This is a genomic window from Herbiconiux solani NBRC 106740 (genome assembly GCF_001571005.1).
In the GTDB taxonomy this organism is placed as follows: domain Bacteria; phylum Actinomycetota; class Actinomycetes; order Actinomycetales; family Microbacteriaceae; genus Herbiconiux; species Herbiconiux solani.
Window position 1 is genome coordinate 102,683 of sequence record NZ_BCST01000003.1, and the last position, 17,590, is coordinate 120,272.

Below are 17,590 nucleotides of genomic sequence, written 5' to 3' on the forward strand. Positions count from 1 at the left end.
CCTTCCGGGTCCGATGTCAGTGTCCGACGAACGGTGCCGGTTGACAGCTGATTCTATCGCGGGGCGCTCGGCGCCGCCGCGGGGGCGCCGAAGCCTGGGGAATCAGACCGGCCGAACCGGTGTTGTGGAGAAGATGGCCGAACTCAGCGTCACGCTCTACTCCTCGAGCTTCTGCGGCGCCTGCACGAGCACCCGCGCCACGCTCGACGACCTCCGCCCGCTGCTCGGCGACCGCGTCGAGTGGCACGAGATCAACGTCGCGGATGCGCCCGACGTCGCCGAGTCGGCCGGGATACTGGCGACCCCCACGGTCGTCATCACGGCCGCCGACGGCACCGAGCGGATGAGGGCATCCGGAGTGCCCTCATCCGCTCAGGTGCTGTCGGCGATCGCCCGAGCTCTGCCCTAGCCCAGTCGCCGGCGCCGGCCGCGGATCACGGCGAGCGCCCCGAGCGCGATCACGAGCAGCCCGATGGCCAGCCATTGGCCTGCGCCGTCACCCACGCCAGTGGCTGCAAGGCTTCCACTCGACTGAGGCGCGACTGCAGATGCGGGATTCTCGGGAGAGCCACTAGTCGGGTCGGTCTGACCCGATCCAGGCGAACCCGAACCCGAACCCGACCCCGGCTTCCCCGGCTCCTCGACCACGCCCCCCACGGTGAACGTCCGCACCGCCGAGTAATCCACGGCACCGTACGGGTCGGCCGTCTTCACGAACCACCCGTGCTCGCCGTCGGCGAGGCCCTTCCAGACCGTCGACAGCACCGTGCCGCTGGCCACGTCGCTGAACGACGCGATCTCGTTGGTCGTCAGGATGTCGGCCGAGAACGCATCCGTCGCCAGCGTCTTGGTCGCCGAGCGGATGCCCACCGCCGCGTAGGGGATCGTGAACTCCTGGTCGGCGAGCGTGAACGACGGGTCGTCCGAGTCGAACTGGTCGAGCGATGGCGAGTAGGTGCGCACCGAGACCGTCGACGAGGCGTTGTCGAAGTGCAGCAGCCGCAGGAAGCCGAGGCCTCCCTCCGCGAGCCCCTGGTAGTCGAACAGCATCGCGTAGACCGTGCGGTCCGGGGTGCCGTCGCCGTCGTCGTCGAACTCGTCGGTGCGCGTGTAGGCGTCGTGGTAATGACCCGACATGACCATCATCACGTTGGGGTTGGTGGCCACGACCTCGTCCATGATCCGCTGCGGGATGGGGCCGAGCCCGCCCGTCGTCAGCATGTACTCGTGCAGGTTGATGATCACCTTGCGCTCGGGGTACTTCGCGATCACCTCGTTCATCCAGGCGATCTCGGCGTCTCCCGGATCCCAGCCCATCGACACGACCATGAAGTCGATGCCGCCGGCCGTGATCAGGTCGAAGTGCCCGCGGTTGTCGAGGTAGCTCTCGCCGTACCAGGGGTTGTTCTCGTAGCGCGAGGCGCCGAAGTACTTCGAGAACTCGGTGTAGTCGTCCTCCTTGTGTCCGACGTCGTGGTTGCCGGCGAGCACGCCGTAGGGCAGTTTCGCGTCGTCGAACAGGCGGTACGCGGCATCCGCGTTGTCCCACTGGTGCTGGTCGGCCGAGTTGTCGACGACGTCACCGGTGTGGAACACGTACTGCAGGTTGAGGTTCGCGCGCTCCTTGAGGAAGAACCGGTTGATGTCGAGCTGGTGCTGGTAGAAGGTGTCGTTGTAGTACTGCGTGTCGGTCTCCCAGCCGAGCGTGAAGTCGTAGTCGGCGCGCGGCGTGGCCCCGGCGTTGAACGGCGCCACGGCGGTGTCGCGGGTCGAGAGGTTCGCGCCGGCGAAGCCCTCCGAGTGCTGCACGAGCACCTGGATGCGGCCGTCCTTCAGGTGGCCGGCGACCGGCACCGTGGCGCCCAGGTCGAACGACGCGGGCGAGTCGGCGGCAGCGGCGTCAGCAGCGTCAGACGCAGCAGAGCCAGCAGCCGAACCGTCACCAGAGTCAGCCCCCGTCACATACCGGTCCACCTCCTCCCAATCCCCCGTCGCGGTGTCGAGCACGTACATCAGCACCTTCGCGTCGGCGTTCGCCGTGCCGCTCCAGGAGAGCCGGGCGAGTGCGTCGGCCCCCGCGGTCGCCGGAACCGAGACGTCGAACATCTGGTACGGGAAGGCCGCGTCGGTCGAGACGGAGGCGTCGATCCCGTCGGTGCCCGTCATCGCGGCGAGCTCCTCGGCCGAGACCGGGGTGCGGGCCGAGCGGTCGGTGCCCGAGGCCTCGCCCGTCTCGCCCTTCCAGCTCGTCACGCCCGCATCCGAGGGATCGAGGTGGTAGCCCTCGGCGAAGCTCGCGTCGAGCACGTCACCCGAGGGGTCGGTCACCTCGGCCGAGAGCGTCACGTCGCGGGTCGACTCGATCGCGTTCTCGACCGGCGAGATCGGCTCGGTGCCGGGCTGCTCGTCGGGGGTCGTGAACGCGACCGTCTTCGTCGCGGCGTTGCCGAGCGCATCCGTCGCCGTGATCACGAAGGCGTGCGAGCCCGAGGCCATGGTCACCGAGGAGGCCGAGTAGGGCAGGCGGATGGCCGAGCCGTCGAGGGTCGCGGTCTGCGTGGCCAGGCCCGAGCCCGCATCCGTCGCCGTCGCGTCGATCGAGAAGGCGCCGCGGTACTCGGTGCCGTCGGTGAGGGTCGTCGTGAGCGCCGGCGCGGTGTTGTCGACGGTCACCGCAGCGGATGCCGTGGTCACGCCGCTGGTCGCCACGACCGTGTGCGCCCCGTCGGCCACGGCGGTCGTGTCCCAGACCGCCGCCTTGGCCGAGAAGGCGTCGTCCGGCAGCACGAAGTGGGCGTCGTAGTAGTCGAGCTTTCCGGTGGAGTCGCCCATCTGCAGCACGGTCGACGGGTCGTCGTAGCCGACAGGGGTCAGCGTGCGGCCGTCCGGCAGCACGAGCCGCAGGTTCTTGATCGTGAAGTCGTCGTTGTTCTCGTTCGGGTCGATCACCGGGGCGGCCTTCGTGCCGGCCCAGACGCTGACCACGAGGTCCTTGCCCTGCGTCACGTACGACAGCGGGACCGAGGTCGAGATGGTCTCGTAGCCCGAGGGGATGCCGTCGTCGAAGATGCGGAGCACGTCGTCGCCGATGCGCACACCGTTCTTGAAGAAGACGTTGACGCCGCTCGCGTCGAAGGCGAACGAGGGCTCGGACTCGAGCGCCGGCGTGGTCGCGACCGCGGCCCCGTCGATGCTGAGGCCCACGGTGTCGGTGGCGTGGTCGGTCGCCGCCGAGAGCAGCGTCTTCCCGCCCACGAACTGGCCGTCGGTCACGTTGAGCCGGAGCGGGGCGTCGTTCGCGCCCTCGACCGTGAGGTGCACCGCGGGCAGGGTCGTCGTCTGCGCGCCGTCCGAGGCGGTCAGGAAGTAGTCGACCGAGCGGGCGCCGGTGAGGTCGACGGCCGGGACGGTGAAGCCGTAACCGTTCGACCCGTCGTTCTCGAGGTTGACGGTGCGGTAGCCCGCGTCGGCGTTCGTCTTCCAGTGCAGCGTGACCGTGCGGACGAGCACGTCGTCGGTGATCTCGAAGTGGAACGGCAGGTCGGCCGCGCGCTTCACGACCGTGGGGCTGGTGTCGGTCACGACGGGCGCCGAGTGGTCGGCCGGCGGCACCATGAGGCCGGCGGGCACCTGGTCGGCGGTGACGGATCCCGGGGAGGCCGGCGCCTGCTTCACGAGCGTCTGCCGGGTGAGCGCCTTCGGGTCGACGGCGTACTGGATGCCCTGGTCGGCGGTGGTGTCGTCGGCTCCGGCGAGGTTGTAGTAGGCCCGGTTGATGCGCTGCCCGGTGTTCGTGATGATCTCGATGCCGCGGGCCGAGGAGTTCGCCATTCCCGCGGTGCGGGTTTCGACGAGGTTCTGGCCCAGCGTGAGCGCGGTGCCGAACTTCGTGTTGAAGTCGGCGGGGGTCAGAGCGTCGTTCGTGCCGTTCTTGACCCAGACGACGAGCGTGCCGCCGGCCGGGATGACCGGGTTCGCGGGCTCGACCGGCCAGAGCGCGGTCTGGCTGTTCGAGAGGTCTTCGAGGGGGTAGAGGTAGCGCAGCGTGTAGTCGGAGAAGTCGACCGCCTCGCTCGTGGCGTTGTAGAGCTCGATGAACTCGTAGGCGTCACCGCCGCCGAGGTTCGAGGAGTCGGGCAGCAGCTCGGTGACCTGCAGCGGCGCCGTGACGAGCGCCGGGTCGGGCTGCGGGCCGGGCGCGGGGGCCGGGGTCGTGGGGGTGGGCGTCGGGGTGGGATCGGGCGTCGGCTCGGGCTCCGGGGCGGCCGGCAGCTGCTCGGCCGCGACGACTCCGGGCGTGGGCGCCCCGAGGGTCTGCTGCACGGGCGCGCTCGCCGTTGCCGAGTCGGCCGGCACCGCGAAGTGCACGCTGCGGTCGGCGCCCGCCGATCCGGTGGGGTAGAACGAACGGCTCACGGCCGTGCCGGCGGCGTCGGTGATGCGGATGCCGCGGTTGCCGCCGTTGGCCATCCCCGCCTGGCCGGTCACCTTGACGACGGGGTAGCCCGCCGTGCCGCCGTAGTGGGCGGCGAAGTCGTCGGCGTCGAGCACCGAGGTGTCGATGCCGGTGGCCGTGTAGTCGAGCCAGAACACAGTGGCCGCGTGGGCGGGCACGACGGTGCCGGCGGCCGGGGCGAGCGCCACGTCGCGGGCGCGGTCGTCGGTGTCGGCGTAGATGTAGGCGAAGCCGAACGCACCGTCGAGGGCGAGCGGAGCATCCGTCGTGTTGTAGACCTCGAAGAACTCGAACTGGTCCGAGCCGACGTTGTCGGGGTTGATCTCGGTGACGACGAGCGGCGGCGGCACGGATGCGGCGGCGGCAGCCGGGGCTGCGGCGAACGCCGGGGCGGCGACCAGGGCTCCCGCTCCGAGTGCGAGGCCGGTTGCTCCGGCGAGGACTGTGGACAGGAAACGGGGGCGTGCACGCATCGTAGAGATCAAGAACTCCGGCTCGTCGGTCAAAACGAGAGCGAACGTAACCACTTCGGGTTACCCGGATGCAGATGCCGAGTGAACACTAAGCACTCCTCAGCAACGCGTGTCGAGGAGCGGCGGCAACGTCAGAACGCCGCCGAACGCCGCCGAATCCTGCCCGCTCAGGCCTCCTGGCGCACCTGCCGCAGGTACCGGTAGACCGTCGGCTCCGAGATCTGCAGCACCGCGGCCGCCCTGGCCACCGACCCTTTCAACAGGAACACACCCGCCTTGTCGAGGTCGCGCACCGCATCCACCTTCTCGCCCGGCATCATGCGCGCCGGGGGCACCGGCTGGGCCGAGACGATCCGCGAGACGCTGTCGAGCGTCAGGTCGTCGACCGTGATGCTGAGCTTCTCGGAGTAGCCGTCGCCCTTCATGATGTTCGTCGTCGCCGTGATCGCCTCGAGCGCCCGCCTGGCCAGCACCAGGTCGGTGTCGTCGATGTTGATGCACAGCATCCCGATCACGGCGCCCGCCTCGTCGCGGATGAAGTAGGTGGACGACCGGAAGCCCCGGCCCGTCGCCGACTCGGCCTCGTAGTTCGCCAGGAAGTCGTCGCCGTCGCGCTGGTTGCGCAGCACCTTCAGCACGAGGTCGGTGGCCGGCGCCCCGACCGACCGGCCACTGACGTGGCCGTGGGTGAGCGCCACGACCGAGCGGCTCAGATCGCTGGTGTCGTGCAGCACGATCTCCGAGCGCGGGCCGAGCAGGGCGCCGAGGAAGTCCATCAGGCCGAGGAAGGGCGCGAACTCGGGCCGGAGCTCGCGGTCGGTCGCGATCTCGGTGCTGACAGACGTGGTCATGCCCGACCTCCAGGACGAATAGGCGTGAGCGGAATCATCTCAGGTTCCCGGCCCGGGAACGGGGTGAAACAACACCGAAATAATTATCTATCATGATGACAGTGTTCTATCACGCGGCACTTCCGCCGCGTGAAGACCGATGACGTTCCGAAGGAGCACACCTGATGCCTCGACTCACCACCCGCGTCGCGCTCGCGACCGGCGCACTCGCGCTCACCGTCGCCCTCGCCGCCTGCTCCGGTTCGGGAGCCGGCGCCGGTGCCGGCACGGGCACCGACGGAGCGGCCGACGCCGACGTCACCTCCGCCATCCCCGACACCTCCTCGATCCTCGACGCCGTCACCGCCGACGCCGCGCTCTCCGGGCAGGTGCCCGCCGCGATCTCCTCCGACGGCGTGCTGACCGTGGGCTCCTACGTGCAGTCGCCGCCGAACAACTTCTACGCCGCCGACGGCTCCACCGTGGTCGGCAGCGACCACGACCTGATCGTGGCCATCGGCAAGAAGCTCGGCCTCGACGTCGCCTACGAGAACCTCGACTTCCAGGCCCTGATCACGAGCCTCCAGTCCGGCCGCGTCGAGGCGACCATCGCCGCGATGAACGACACCGCCGAGCGCCAGAAGACGATCGACTTCGTCGACTACCTCACCTCCGGGATCACGATCATGGTGCAGAAGGGTAACCCGGCCGGCATCAACGGCCCGCAGGATCTCTGCGGAAAGAAGATCGCGGTCGTCACCGGCACCAGCCAGCAGGACTTCGCGCAGCGCACGAGCGACGACTGCGTCGCCGACGGCGGCAAGCCCCTCGAGATCACGGTCACCGACAGCGACAGCCAGAACCAGACCCAGCTGCGTACCGGCCGCATCGACGCGATCGTCAACGACCTGCCCACCGCCGTCTACGTCTCGCAGACCACCAAGAACGGCGAGGCCTTCGAGGTCGTGCCGGGCGACGTGATCGACGGAGCCCCTTACGGCATCGGCGTGAACAAGGACAACCCGGGCCTCCGCGACGCCATGGCCTCTGCACTCGACGCCCTGATCGCCGACGGCACCTACGGCCAGATCCTCGACGCCTGGGGCGTGCAGAGCGGCGCCGTCACCGCCGCAGCCGTCAACGGCGGAAAATGAGCACCACCCGAACGGATGGGGTGCGGCCCGAGGGCCGCACCCTCCTCCCCCAGGTGCGCCTGAAGCACACCGGGAGGTGGATCAGCGCGGCCGTGATCGTCGTGCTGCTCGTGCTGCTGGTGATCGGGGCGTCGCAGGGCGACATCGACTACGCGGCCATCCCGGCCTACGTGGTCTCCCCGGTCATCCTGGAGGGCCTGGTGAACACGATCGTGCTCGCGATCGTGGCCCAGGTCTCCGCCATCGTGATCGGCGTCGCGATCGCACTCATGCGCATCTCGAAGAATCCGGTGGCCGTCGCCTTCGCCTCGGGCTACACCTGGCTCTTCCGCGGCCTCCCGGTGCTGCTGCAGATCCTGCTCTGGTACAACCTGGCGCTGATCTTCCCGAACCTGCAGCTGGGCATCCCGTTCACCGACATCGTGTTCGTGAGCCTGAACACGAACGACGTGATGACGACCTTCGTGGCCGCCTTCCTCGGCCTCGCGCTCAACGAGAGCGCCTACATGGCCGAGATCGTGCGGGCCGGCCTGAAGAGCGTCGACCGCGGCCAGATCGAGGCCGCCCAGTCGATCGGCGAGACCCCGGCCCAGCGGATGTCGCGGATCGTGCTCCCCCAGGCGATGCGCGTGATCATCCCGCCCACCGGCAACGACTTCATCAACATGCTGAAGGGCACGGCGATGGCCTCGGTGATCGGCTACATGGAGCTGATCAAGGCCGCCAACAACATCTCGTCGTTCAACCTGCAGGTGATGGAGACGCTCATCGCCGCCGCCATCTGGTACATGGTGATCGTGAGTATCGCGAGCATCGGCCAGTACTACCTCGAGCGCGCCTTCGACCGTCAGGACCGCCGCCCCGGCGGCCGCGGCAAGGCGCCCACCCTTCGCCGGAGGGTCGCCGCCGATCTCGGTCGCGCCCCCCTGATCAGGAGCACGCAATGACCACGACCGCGCCCGCGCCCGTCCTCGAGGCGATCTCGATCGGCAAGTCCTACGGCCACAACACGGTTCTCGAAGACGTCTCGCTCGAGGTCTACCCCGGCGAGGTCGTCTGCATCATCGGCCCCTCGGGCGCCGGCAAGTCGACCTTCCTCCGCACGCTCAACCGCCTCGAAGTGCCCGACACGGGCGAGGTCTGGGTGGGCGGGGAGCCGATGGGCTTCGAGCTGCGTTCCGGCAGGCTGCACGAGTTGAGCGAGCGACGACTGTCGGCGCAGCGCGCGAAGACCGGCATGGTCTTCCAGCACTTCAACCTGTTCCCCCACCTCACGGTGCTCGGCAACGTGATGGAGGGGCCGGTGCAGGTGCAGCGACGGCGCTCCCGCGAGGTGCGCGAGGAGGCCGTCGCCATCCTGGAGCGGGTCGGTCTCGGTGACAAGCTCACCCACTACCCGGGACAGCTCTCGGGTGGGCAGCGGCAGCGCGTCGCGATCGCCCGGGCGGTGGCCATGAAGCCGCTGTTCCTCCTCTTCGACGAGCCCACCTCGGCGCTCGACCCCGAGCTGGTCGGCGAGGTGCTCGCCGTGATGGCGGGTCTGGCGAAGGATGGCATGACCATGCTCGTGGTCACCCACGAGATGGCGTTCGCCCGCCAGGTGGCCGACCGGGTCGTCTTCATGGCCGACGGCGGCATCATCGAGCAGGGTCCGGTGGCCCAGGTGCTCGAGCAGCCGCGCGAGCCGCGCACCCGCCAGTTCCTGCAGCGGGTGCTCGAGTGACGGCCCCGTTCGAGACCTACCGGGCGCAGTTCGGCGAGGACGAGGGGTACCTCAACTTCGCCAGCTACGGCCCGCCGTCCCGCGCGGCCGCCGAGGAGAGCGCGCGTCTGTTCGGCCTCGCGGTCTCGGGTGCCGACTCGGGCGCCGAGCTGCACTCGGCCGACCGGCGCGCGCTGGCGGCCGCGGCCCGGCTGGCGGGGCGCGAGGTGTCGGCCGTGCAGCTCTCGCCCAGCACCTCGCACGGGTTGTTCCAGGTGGCCTTCGGGCTCGCGGGCGGCGACGTGCTCGTCTCGGCGGCCGAGTTCCCGGCGAACCTCTACCCCTGGTGGCGTGCCGAGCAGGCCGGGCGGATCCGCACGGTCACGATGGGCGACGGCACCCCGCAGCCGGTCACGCCGGAGCTGGTCGCCGCCTCGCTGACCCCGTCGGTCACGGCCGTCTCGGTGAGCGCCGTCGACTTCCGCACCGGCCACCGCGCCGATCTCGCCGGCCTCCGCGAGGTCGTCGGCGACCGGCTGCTGATCGTCGACGGCATCCAGGGCTTCGGCGTGCTCGACCTGCCGTGGCAGCTGGCCGACGCCCTGGTCGTCGGCGGCCAGAAGTGGCTTCGCGCGGGGTGGGGCACGGGCTTCGTCGCGTACTCCGCCCGGGCGCTCGAGCGCCTCGAGCCGACTCTCGGCGGCTGGACCGGGGTCGAGCAACCGACACTCTACGACGGCGCCGAGCATCCCGTGCAGGCCGGCGCGCAGCGCTTCTCGGTGACGAACGGCTCGCCGTTCGCCTCGGGCGCCCTGGCCACGGCCCTCGAACTCGTCGAGGACGCCGGGGTCGGCACCATCGCGGCGGCCGTCGCCGAGCGCGTCGAGCTCTTGGTCGACCGCCTGGTCGGGGCAGGGGCCATGGTCGGAGCCGTGGCTGGGGCCGGGGCCGGGATGCGCGTGGCGCTGCCCGAGGATCCGGCCCGTCGCTCAGGCATCGTCCCGGTCGTCTTCGCGCCCGGCCGTGCCGAGGAGGCCCACCGGGCCCTCGCCGCCCAGGGCGTCACCACCACGCTGCACGGGCCGGACCGCATCCGCTTCTCGGTGCACGCGACCACCACCCTCTCCTCGCTCGACCTCGTCGGCGACATCCTGAAAGGCCTCCGATGACCGACACCACCAGTACCGCCCCCGCCGACACCGACACCGCCCAGGCCGTCGCCGACACCGCCCCCAACGGCGCCGGCGCCATCCGCACCGACCCCACCGGCAGCGGCGCCGAGACCGCCCGCATCCGCCCCGTCGCGGTCGAGACCGCTGCGGCGCCCGCGGCGATCGGACCGTACTCGCAGGCCGTGCGGGCGGGCTCGCTCGTCTTCGTCTCGGGCCAGCTGCCCATCGATCCCGCGACCGGAGAGTTCGCCGGGCCGGGCGTGAAGGACGAGGCGGCGCAGTCCCTGAAGAACGCCGCCGCCGTGCTCGAGGCCGCCGGAAGCGGGCTCGACCGGGTGGTGAAGACGACCGTGCTGCTCGCCGACATGGCCGACTTCGCCGACGTCAACGCGGTCTACGCCGAGTTCTTCCAGGGTGCGGTCCTCCCGGCCCGAGCTGCCTTCGCGGTAGCGGCCCTCCCCAGAGGCGCCCGCGTAGAAATCGAACTAATAGCCGCCGCCTGACCCCTCCCCCTCTCCCGCCCTCCCCCGCGAACCGTCACAAATCGCCCGAAAAGCCCCCGGGAAGGGCGGTTTCTGACGGCTCGCCGGACGAGGGGTGGCGAGGGGTGGGTGGATGCGCAGGGTGCGCCGATCCCCACCCCGGCTTCCGTCCCCACCCCCCACCGCGAGCCGTCACAAAACGCCCAAAAAGCCCCCGGGAAGGGCGGTTTTTGACGGGTCGCCGGACGAGGGGGGAGGGACGGGGGGCTAGGGGGTTACCGCCAGGAGGGCGCCGGACTCCATGGCCACCCAGATCGTGCCGGCGGGCGACACCGCCAGGCCGTGGGGCTCGTCGTGGCCCGAGGAGGCGAGGGCGAGCAGCGTGACCGCGCCCGCGAGGTCGATGTGGCCGAGCTCGTTCGAGCCCCAGAGCGTGAACCACGCTCCCCCACCGGCGGGGTCGGCCACGATGGCGTGCGGCCCCGATCCGGCGTCGGGCAGCGGATGCTCGGTGACGTTCCCGCGCCGGTCCACCCTTCCGATGCGGCCGGCCAGGATCTCGCAGAACCACGCCGCACCGTCGTCGCCGACCGTGATGCCGACGGGTCCCGCATCCGGAGTCGGCAGGGCGAACAGCTGCGGAGCCGAGTCACCGCCCCGCACATACCCCACGGCGTTCGCCCGGTGCGCGGTGAACCAGAGCGAGTCGCCGGAGGCCGCGATCATCGAGACCATCCCGTCGGAGGTGCCCGCCGCGAACTCGGCGACGCCGCCGAGGATGTCGATGCGGCCGAGCGAGTCGATGCCGGCCTCGGTGAACCAGGCGGTGCCGTCGTCGAGCGACACGATGCCGAACGGCTGGGCTCCCGGGGTGGGGGCCGCGATCTCGCGCAGCGTGCCGTCGGGGCCCAGGAGGAGCACCCGGTCGCGCGCACCGTCGGTCACCCAGACCGAGTCGTCGCCGGCGGCCGCGACCTGGGCGGGCTGCGCGCCCTCCCCCAGTGCGAACCGCGAGAACCCTCCTCCCGGAGCCTTCCGCACGACCTCGCCGGCGTGCACGAGGGTGCTCCAGACGGCCCCGTCGCGCGTCACGGCTACGCCGTACGGCCCGCCCGCGGGCCCTGACACGTCGTAGACCTCGATCGCGCTCATGGAGACCGAGCCTAGCCCGCAGCCCGCCGCGCCCGGCCCCGCGGAACCTCGTGAATCGTTTCAGAAAATTTGGCGCGAAACCTTGACACCTGTCGATCGTGACGACCAGAGTGGGCCCACCCGCCTTGCTCAGCCAAGGGACTACCCATCCCGGAAGTTGAAACGATTCAATGGAGAATTCACATGGCTCATAGGCTTCCACGCCGCCTTCGCACCGCTCTTGCCGGGTGCACGACTATCGCTGTCGCGGTCGGGATCGTCTCCCTCTCCGCACTCCCCGCTCAGGCGGCCGAGGCGCAGTCGCCGTTCGCGACCACCGCATCCTCGGCCGTCGACGCGACCACCGCATCCGCACCAGCCGCCCCGGCCCCGGCCCCGACGACCGCCCCGCAGGCCACCGCCCTCACCACCAACGACCTCACCGACCCGCTCGGCGTCGGCGGCGACGCGCCCCGCCTGTCGTGGCAGGTCATCGACCCCGACCGGGGCAGCGTGCAGTCGGCCTACCGCGTGCGGGCCGCGAGCTCTGCGGAGGGCCTCGCGAGCGGCGACACGATCTGGGATTCCGGCAAGGTCGACTCCGACCAGTCGGTCGACGTCGACTGGGCCGGCCCCGAGCTCGCCTCCTCGACCCGCTACTTCTGGCAGGTGCAGGTCTGGGACGGCACGGGAGCCGCCTCCGATTGGAGCGCCCCCGCCTGGTTCGAGACCGGTCTCCTCGAGGCCTCGGACTGGTCGGCCGACTGGGTCGGCGCGCAGGCCGAGTCGCGCGACTGGACCGACTACACCCTGACCTCCGAGTTCTCGCTCGTGCACCCCGCCTCCTCGGCGATCGGATTCTTCTTCCGCAGCCCCGACGCCCAGAACGGCTTCATGTGGCAGATCAACTCGGGCATCCAGGCCGCGGGGAAGGTCTACTTCCGCCCCCACGACAAGGTCAACGGCGGCTACAACCTCCTCGGCAACCAGGACATCACCTCGATCATCGCCGAGCACGGCGGCGTCGAAGCCACGCACACGATCACCGTCCAGGTGGTCGGTGACACCATCACGACCTCGATCGACGGGGTCGCCCTCGGCGGCCAGTTCGGCGTCGTGAAGAGCTCGAACCACCCGAGCGGCGGCATCGGCCTGCGCACGAGCGGCACCGAGAGCGCCCTGATCAAGAACCTCACGGTCGTCTCCTCCGAGGGCGAGAGCCTCTTCGGTTCCACCTTCGGAGCCGGAGGCACCGGCACAGCCACCACAAACCCCCTGAACGGCGGCACCCCCTCCCCCGACGGCCTCGCGATCAGCGGCGGCGTCGAAGCCTTCCAGACCGTCGAGCCCCCGATCGTCCGCGGCGGCTTCACCACCGACCCGACCAAGACCATCGCGTCGGCCCGCGCCTACGCCTCGGCCCAGGGCCTCTACCAGCTGAACCTCAACGGCGCCCAGGTCGGCGACCAGTACCTCGCGCCCGGCTGGACCGACTACTCCAAGACCTACCAGTACCAGACCTACGACATCACGAGCCAGGTCGTGCCGGGCGCGAACGCCCTCGGCGCCCAGCTCGCCGACGGCTGGTTCGCCGGCACCCTGCAGAGCGGGCCGAAGAACGTCTGGGGCTCGACCTCCGACCTGTCGCTGATCGCGCAGGTGCTCGTCACCTACACCGACGGCACCAGCCAGACCTTCGGCACCGACGGAAGCTGGACCACCTCGACCGGCCCGGTCGTGGCCGCCGACCTCTACAACGGCGAGACCTACGACGCGACCCGCGAGCAGACCGGCTGGGACACCCCGGCCTTCGACGCCTCCACCTGGGCGCCCGCCGTCATCCGCCCCTCGCAGACGGCGAAGCTGCGTGCGCAGTCCGACCAGCCCGTCCGGATCACGAGCGAGCGCCCCGCGCTCACCCAGACCGAGCCCACGCCCGGCGCGTTCGTCTACGACCTCGGCCAGAACATGGTCGGCACGGCCGCGCTCACGCTGACCGGCAAGGCGGGCCAGCAGGCGCGCATCCGGTACGCCGAGGTCCTCAACCCCGACGGCACGATGTACACCGCGAACCTGCGGAGCGCGAAGGTCACCGACTACTACACCTTCGCCGCCGACGGCACGGCGAGCTTCCACCCCACGCTGACCCAGCACGGCTTCCGCTACGTCGAGGTCACCGGGGTCGACACCGCCCCCGCCCTCACCGACGTCGTGGGCACCGTGTGGAACTCGGCCGGAGAGGACACGGTCGGCTTCACCACCTCGAACGCCCTCGTGAACCAGCTGCAGTCGAACATCACCTGGGGCCAGCGCGGCAACTTCGTCTCGATCCCGACCGACACCCCGGCCCGCGACGAGCGGCTGGGCTGGACGGGTGACATCAGCGAGTTCGCCAGCACCGCGACCTACAACCTCGACTCGGACGCGTTCCTGACCAAGTGGCTGCGCGACCTGCGCACCGCCCAGTCGGCGAACGGCGCCTACCCGGATGTCGCCCCGAACTACGCCGGGATGTCCGGCAACGGAAACTCCGGCTGGGCCGACGCGGGCGTCACGGTGCCCTTCGCGCTCTGGCAGAGCTACGGCAACACGGACGTGCTGGAGGACGGCTGGTCGTCGATGACGAAGTACATGGACTACCTCGCCGCGACCAGCTCGAACTTCCAGCGCGACGGCGGCGCCTTCCGCGACTGGCTGAACCTCAACGACGAGACCGCCTCGAACATCATCGGCACCGCGTACTACGCGCACAGCGCCGACCTGATGTCGCAGATGGCGGCCGCGATCGGCAACACGGCGGATGCGGACAAGTACCGCACCCTGTACGAGAACATCCGCTCGTCTTACCAGGACGCGTTCATCGGCGACGACGGCGCGCTCTCCAGCGACACGCAGACCGGCTACGTGATCACGATCATGTTCGGCCTGGTGCCGGATGCCGTGCGCGACCAGCTGGCCGACCGCTTCGTCGCCACGCTCGAGCGCGCCGACTGGCACCTCTCCACCGGGTTCCTGGGCGTCAAGAACCTGCTGCCCGCCCTCACCGCGATCGACCGCACGGATGTCGCGTACCGCCTGCTGCTCAACACCGACTACCCCTCGTGGGGCTACGAGATCGCGAACGGGGCGACCACGATCTGGGAGCGCTGGAACTCGATCATGCCCGACGGCTCCTTCGGCGACGTCAGCATGAACTCGTTCAACCACTACGCCTACGGCGCCGTCGGCGCGTGGATGTACGGCACCGTGGGCGGCATCTCGGCCCTCGAGCCCGGCTACCGCAAGACACTGATCGCCCCGGTGCCCGGTGGTGGACTGACCAGCAGCGCCATGGACTACCGCACCCCGTACGGCACGGTCTCCAGCCACTGGAGCACGGGCCCTGGATCATTCGACCTGACCGTCGCGGTGCCGGCGAACACCACGGCCCGCGTCGTGGTGCCGGCGCAGAACCCGCTGGCCGTGACGGAGGGCGGCTCGCCGCTCACCTCGGCCGCCGGGATCGTCTCGTCCACCGACACCGGTGACACCGTCACGATCGAGCTCGGCTCGGGCGACTACGACTTCGCGGTCGAGTCCCCGGCCGCCGACCTCGCCTCCGTGAAGGAGGGTCTCGCCGCCTTCGACCAGCTGGTCGAGGACGCGGACCTGACCGGGCCGCAGCGCACCGCGCTCCAGGCCGACTCGGCCACCGCCGCCGCGGCGGTCGACGCGGGTCTCGCCGACCCGGCCTCCGCGGCCGAGAAGGCGGGCGCCGCGCTCTCGGCCCTGCAGGACGCGAAGGCGCTCGTCGCCACCGACCTGACCGCCGGGCCGCTCGACCAGGCGGGGGCCGACGCTCTCGTCGCCGCCCTCGACCCGATGATCCAGAGCCTCAACCGGGCCCTGGTCGCGGCGATCGGCATCTCGGTGGGCACCACCGGGCCGGCCGGCGAGCTGCTGCCCGGCCAGACCGAGACGGTGACCGTGACGGCCAGCAACACCTCGGCCGCGGACATCGCCGACGTCGGAGCCGCGCTCGACCTGCCGGAGGGCTGGACGTCGGCCCCCGCGGCCGCCGAGCGCGTCACCCTGGCGGCAGGGGCGTCGAACGCCTTCACCTTCCAGGTCACCGTGCCCGTCGACGCCACGATCGGGAGCAACCCGATCGTCGGCCGGGTGGACGTGCCGATCACCGGAGGCCGGGCCTCGACGACCGCGGCCACCTCGGTCACGGTCGCCTCGCCGGTCACCCTGACCGCGACCGCGGCTCCCGCGACCGCGGCCCCGGGCGGCTACGCGCTCGTCACGGTGGCGCTGCACAACCGCAGCACGGCCACCGTGACCGGCACGGTGCAGCTGGGTGTGCCGGAGGGCTGGACCGCACCCGCGGCCTCGGCTCCCGTCACCCTCGCCCCGGGCGCCGACGCCTCGGTGCCGGTGAGTCTCGTCGTCCCCGCCTCGGGCAACACCGGGACGGTACCGGGCCTCGTGGCCGGCTTCGCCTCGGCGGGCCAGACGCTCGCCACGGCTCCGGTGCCCTTCGCGCTGACCATCGGCGTGCCGGATGCCGCGACGGCGATCGACTACCTCGACATGGGCAGCACGGCCTCCACCCCCGCGGGCGAGGCGGCCCACGCCGTGACCTTCTCGTCGCGCTCGGGCAACTCGCCCGACGAGGCCGGACTGACCCGCCGCTACACCTACAAGGGCGAGAAGGACGGCTTCATCCAGTTCACGATGAAGATCACCAAGGGCCAGCCGTTCGTCCTCCGAACCCGCGAGACGTACGACGGGCCGCAGATCAAGGACTACGAGGTGCTGGTGAACGGCCAGACCGTCGAGTCGCGGATGTTCGAGCACACCTCGGGCATGGGCACGGAGGTCTACCAGGTGGTGGTCGACGATCCGGCCCTGCTGACCGGTGACACCGTCACCGTTCGCTTCCAGAACAACCCCGAGGGCCGCAACTACGACCCGTCGATCGCGGATGTCTGGACGCTGCCGGTCCCGGCTGCTGACACGGTCGCCCCGGTGACCACCGCATCCTTCGACGACCAGGGCGGCACCGCCGTCGGGCCGGTCGCGGTCACCCTCGCGGCGACCGACGACGTCTCGGGTGTGGCGAGCACGACGTACTCGGTCGACGGTTCGCCCGCCGCCGTGTACACCGCGCCGTTCGAGGTCTCGGGCGCCGGTGCGCACACCGTCACCTACCGCTCGACGGATGTGGCCGGCAACACGGAGGAGATCAAGACGGCCACGCTCCACCTGGTGCAGGGGCCGCCCGAGGTCGACCGGTTCTCCGGCGTCGACCGCTTCGAGACCGCGGTGACGGTGTCGAAGGCCGGCTTCGAGACCGCCGACACGGTTTACCTGACCTCGGGCGAGACCTTCCCCGACGCGCTCTCCGCGGCTCCCGCGGCGGCCGTCGACGGCTCGCCGATCCTGCTGACGAACGCGGGCTCGCTGCCCTCGGTCGTGCGGGACGAGATCATCCGGCTCACGGCGACGCACGTCGTGATCGTGGGCGGGCCGAACTCGGTCGGCGCCGCGGTCGAGGCCGACCTCCAGACCCTCGTGCCCTCGGTCACGCGGATCGGCGGGGTCGACCGCTACGAGGCCTCGCGCAACGTCGCCTCGACGGCGTTCCCGACCGGAGCGGACGTGGCGGTCATCGCGACCGGCACCTCGTTCCCGGACGCACTGTCGGCCGGTGCCGCGGTGGCCGCGCACGGCCCGGTCATCCTCGTCGACGGCTCCGCCCCGACGCTGGATGCCGCGACAGTGGCGCTGCTGAAGCAGCTCGACGTCGATCAGATCGTGGTCGCCGGCGGTCCGGACACGGTCTCGGCGGGCATCCTGGCGCAGGCGAAGTCGCTGGTGCCGGACACCGTGCGGCTCTCCGGAGCCGACCGGTACGCCACCTCGCGGGCGATCAACGCGCACTTCTTCGACTCCACGGAGAAGGTGCTGATCGCCACCGGCCTGAGCTTCCCCGACGCCCTGTCGGGATCGGCTCTGGCGGCACGCGTGGGCGGCCCGCTGTTCACGGTGCCGGGCACCTGCATCCCGTCCGAGACCCTGGCGCAGATCACCGCGCTGGGTGCGAAGGACGTGGCGCTGCTCGGAGGCGAGAACACGCTGTCACCGGCGGTCGCCGATCTGACGGTCTGCGCACCCTAGCGCCGGCCCGCACGCCGTAGCACCC

The 17,590-nt window shown here is 70.8% G+C and carries 10 protein-coding genes; 7 read left to right on the plus strand and 3 right to left on the minus strand.

Annotation, left to right across the window (positions count from 1 at the left end; translation table 11 throughout):
* Positions 1–133: 133 nt before the first annotated feature.
* Entirely contained in the window at positions 134–409 is a 276-nt protein-coding gene (locus HSO01S_RS06155) for a thioredoxin family protein (RefSeq protein ID WP_066040033.1), read from the plus strand.
* Here HSO01S_RS06155 and HSO01S_RS06160 read toward each other — a convergent pair.
* Both HSO01S_RS06160 and HSO01S_RS06165 read right to left on the minus strand, forming a co-directional pair.
* On the minus strand, positions 406–4,929 hold the full coding sequence (locus tag HSO01S_RS06160; protein WP_157078942.1) for a lamin tail domain-containing metallophosphoesterase family protein: 4,524 nt from the start codon (positions 4,927–4,929) through the stop codon (positions 406–408). The genes HSO01S_RS06155 and HSO01S_RS06160 overlap by 4 nt on opposite strands.
* Before the next feature lie 167 nt (positions 4,930–5,096).
* A complete protein-coding gene (locus HSO01S_RS06165) occupies positions 5,097–5,780 on the minus strand; it encodes a helix-turn-helix transcriptional regulator (protein WP_066039706.1) in 684 nt (227 codons plus the stop codon).
* A 164-nt stretch (positions 5,781–5,944) separates the two neighbouring features.
* On the opposite strand from HSO01S_RS06165, the gene HSO01S_RS06170 reads away from it, so the two are divergent.
* Genes HSO01S_RS06170 through HSO01S_RS06190 form a run of 5 tightly spaced genes read left to right on the plus strand, consistent with a single transcriptional unit; the run spans position 5,945 to position 10,290 of the window.
* Positions 5,945–6,913, plus strand: coding sequence for an ABC transporter substrate-binding protein (locus HSO01S_RS06170; protein WP_066039707.1), 969 nt, complete (start codon positions 5,945–5,947; stop codon positions 6,911–6,913).
* Complete coding sequence (locus tag HSO01S_RS06175; protein WP_066039708.1) at positions 6,910–7,860, plus strand: amino acid ABC transporter permease; 951 nt, start codon at positions 6,910–6,912, stop codon at positions 7,858–7,860. The genes HSO01S_RS06170 and HSO01S_RS06175 overlap by 4 nt, the downstream gene beginning before the upstream one ends.
* Complete coding sequence (locus HSO01S_RS06180) at positions 7,857–8,636, plus strand: amino acid ABC transporter ATP-binding protein (protein WP_066039709.1); 780 nt, start codon at positions 7,857–7,859, stop codon at positions 8,634–8,636. The genes HSO01S_RS06175 and HSO01S_RS06180 overlap by 4 nt, the downstream gene beginning before the upstream one ends.
* The gene (locus HSO01S_RS06185) at positions 8,633–9,784 is read left to right on the plus strand and encodes an aminotransferase class V-fold PLP-dependent enzyme (protein ID WP_066039710.1); all 1,152 of its coding nucleotides are present in this window, start codon (positions 8,633–8,635) and stop codon (positions 9,782–9,784) included. The genes HSO01S_RS06180 and HSO01S_RS06185 overlap by 4 nt, the downstream gene beginning before the upstream one ends.
* Positions 9,781–10,290 carry a Rid family detoxifying hydrolase gene (locus HSO01S_RS06190; RefSeq protein WP_176573208.1) on the plus strand — a complete coding sequence of 170 codons (510 nt, stop codon included), beginning with the start codon at positions 9,781–9,783 and terminating at the stop codon, positions 10,288–10,290. Before HSO01S_RS06185 ends, HSO01S_RS06190 begins: the two co-directional genes overlap by 4 nt.
* Before the next feature lie 246 nt (positions 10,291–10,536).
* Here HSO01S_RS06190 and HSO01S_RS06195 read toward each other — a convergent pair whose 3' ends face one another.
* Positions 10,537–11,421, minus strand: a complete 885-nt coding sequence (locus HSO01S_RS06195; protein WP_066039711.1) for a Vgb family protein — start codon at positions 11,419–11,421, stop codon at positions 10,537–10,539.
* Between the two features lie 183 nt (positions 11,422–11,604).
* Between HSO01S_RS06195 and HSO01S_RS06200 the strand changes: the two genes are divergently transcribed.
* On the plus strand, positions 11,605–17,565 hold the full coding sequence (locus HSO01S_RS06200; protein WP_066039712.1) for a family 78 glycoside hydrolase catalytic domain: 5,961 nt from the start codon (positions 11,605–11,607) through the stop codon (positions 17,563–17,565).
* Positions 17,566–17,590: the final 25 nt, after the last annotated feature.

Coding starts and splice junctions, on each gene's coding strand:
- HSO01S_RS06190 (WP_176573208.1), top strand. CDS start 9,781: ATGACCGACACCACCAGTACCGCCCCCGCCGACACCGACACCGCCCAG.
- HSO01S_RS06165 (WP_066039706.1), bottom strand. CDS start 5,780: ATGACCACGTCTGTCAGCACCGAGATCGCGACCGACCGCGAGCTCCGG.
- HSO01S_RS06200 (WP_066039712.1), top strand. CDS start 11,605: ATGGCTCATAGGCTTCCACGCCGCCTTCGCACCGCTCTTGCCGGGTGC.
- HSO01S_RS06175 (WP_066039708.1), top strand. CDS start 6,910: ATGAGCACCACCCGAACGGATGGGGTGCGGCCCGAGGGCCGCACCCTC.
- HSO01S_RS06170 (WP_066039707.1), top strand. CDS start 5,945: ATGCCTCGACTCACCACCCGCGTCGCGCTCGCGACCGGCGCACTCGCG.
- HSO01S_RS06160 (WP_157078942.1), bottom strand. CDS start 4,929: ATGCGTGCACGCCCCCGTTTCCTGTCCACAGTCCTCGCCGGAGCAACC.
- HSO01S_RS06155 (WP_066040033.1), top strand. CDS start 134: ATGGCCGAACTCAGCGTCACGCTCTACTCCTCGAGCTTCTGCGGCGCC.
- HSO01S_RS06195 (WP_066039711.1), bottom strand. CDS start 11,421: ATGAGCGCGATCGAGGTCTACGACGTGTCAGGGCCCGCGGGCGGGCCG.
- HSO01S_RS06180 (WP_066039709.1), top strand. CDS start 7,857: ATGACCACGACCGCGCCCGCGCCCGTCCTCGAGGCGATCTCGATCGGC.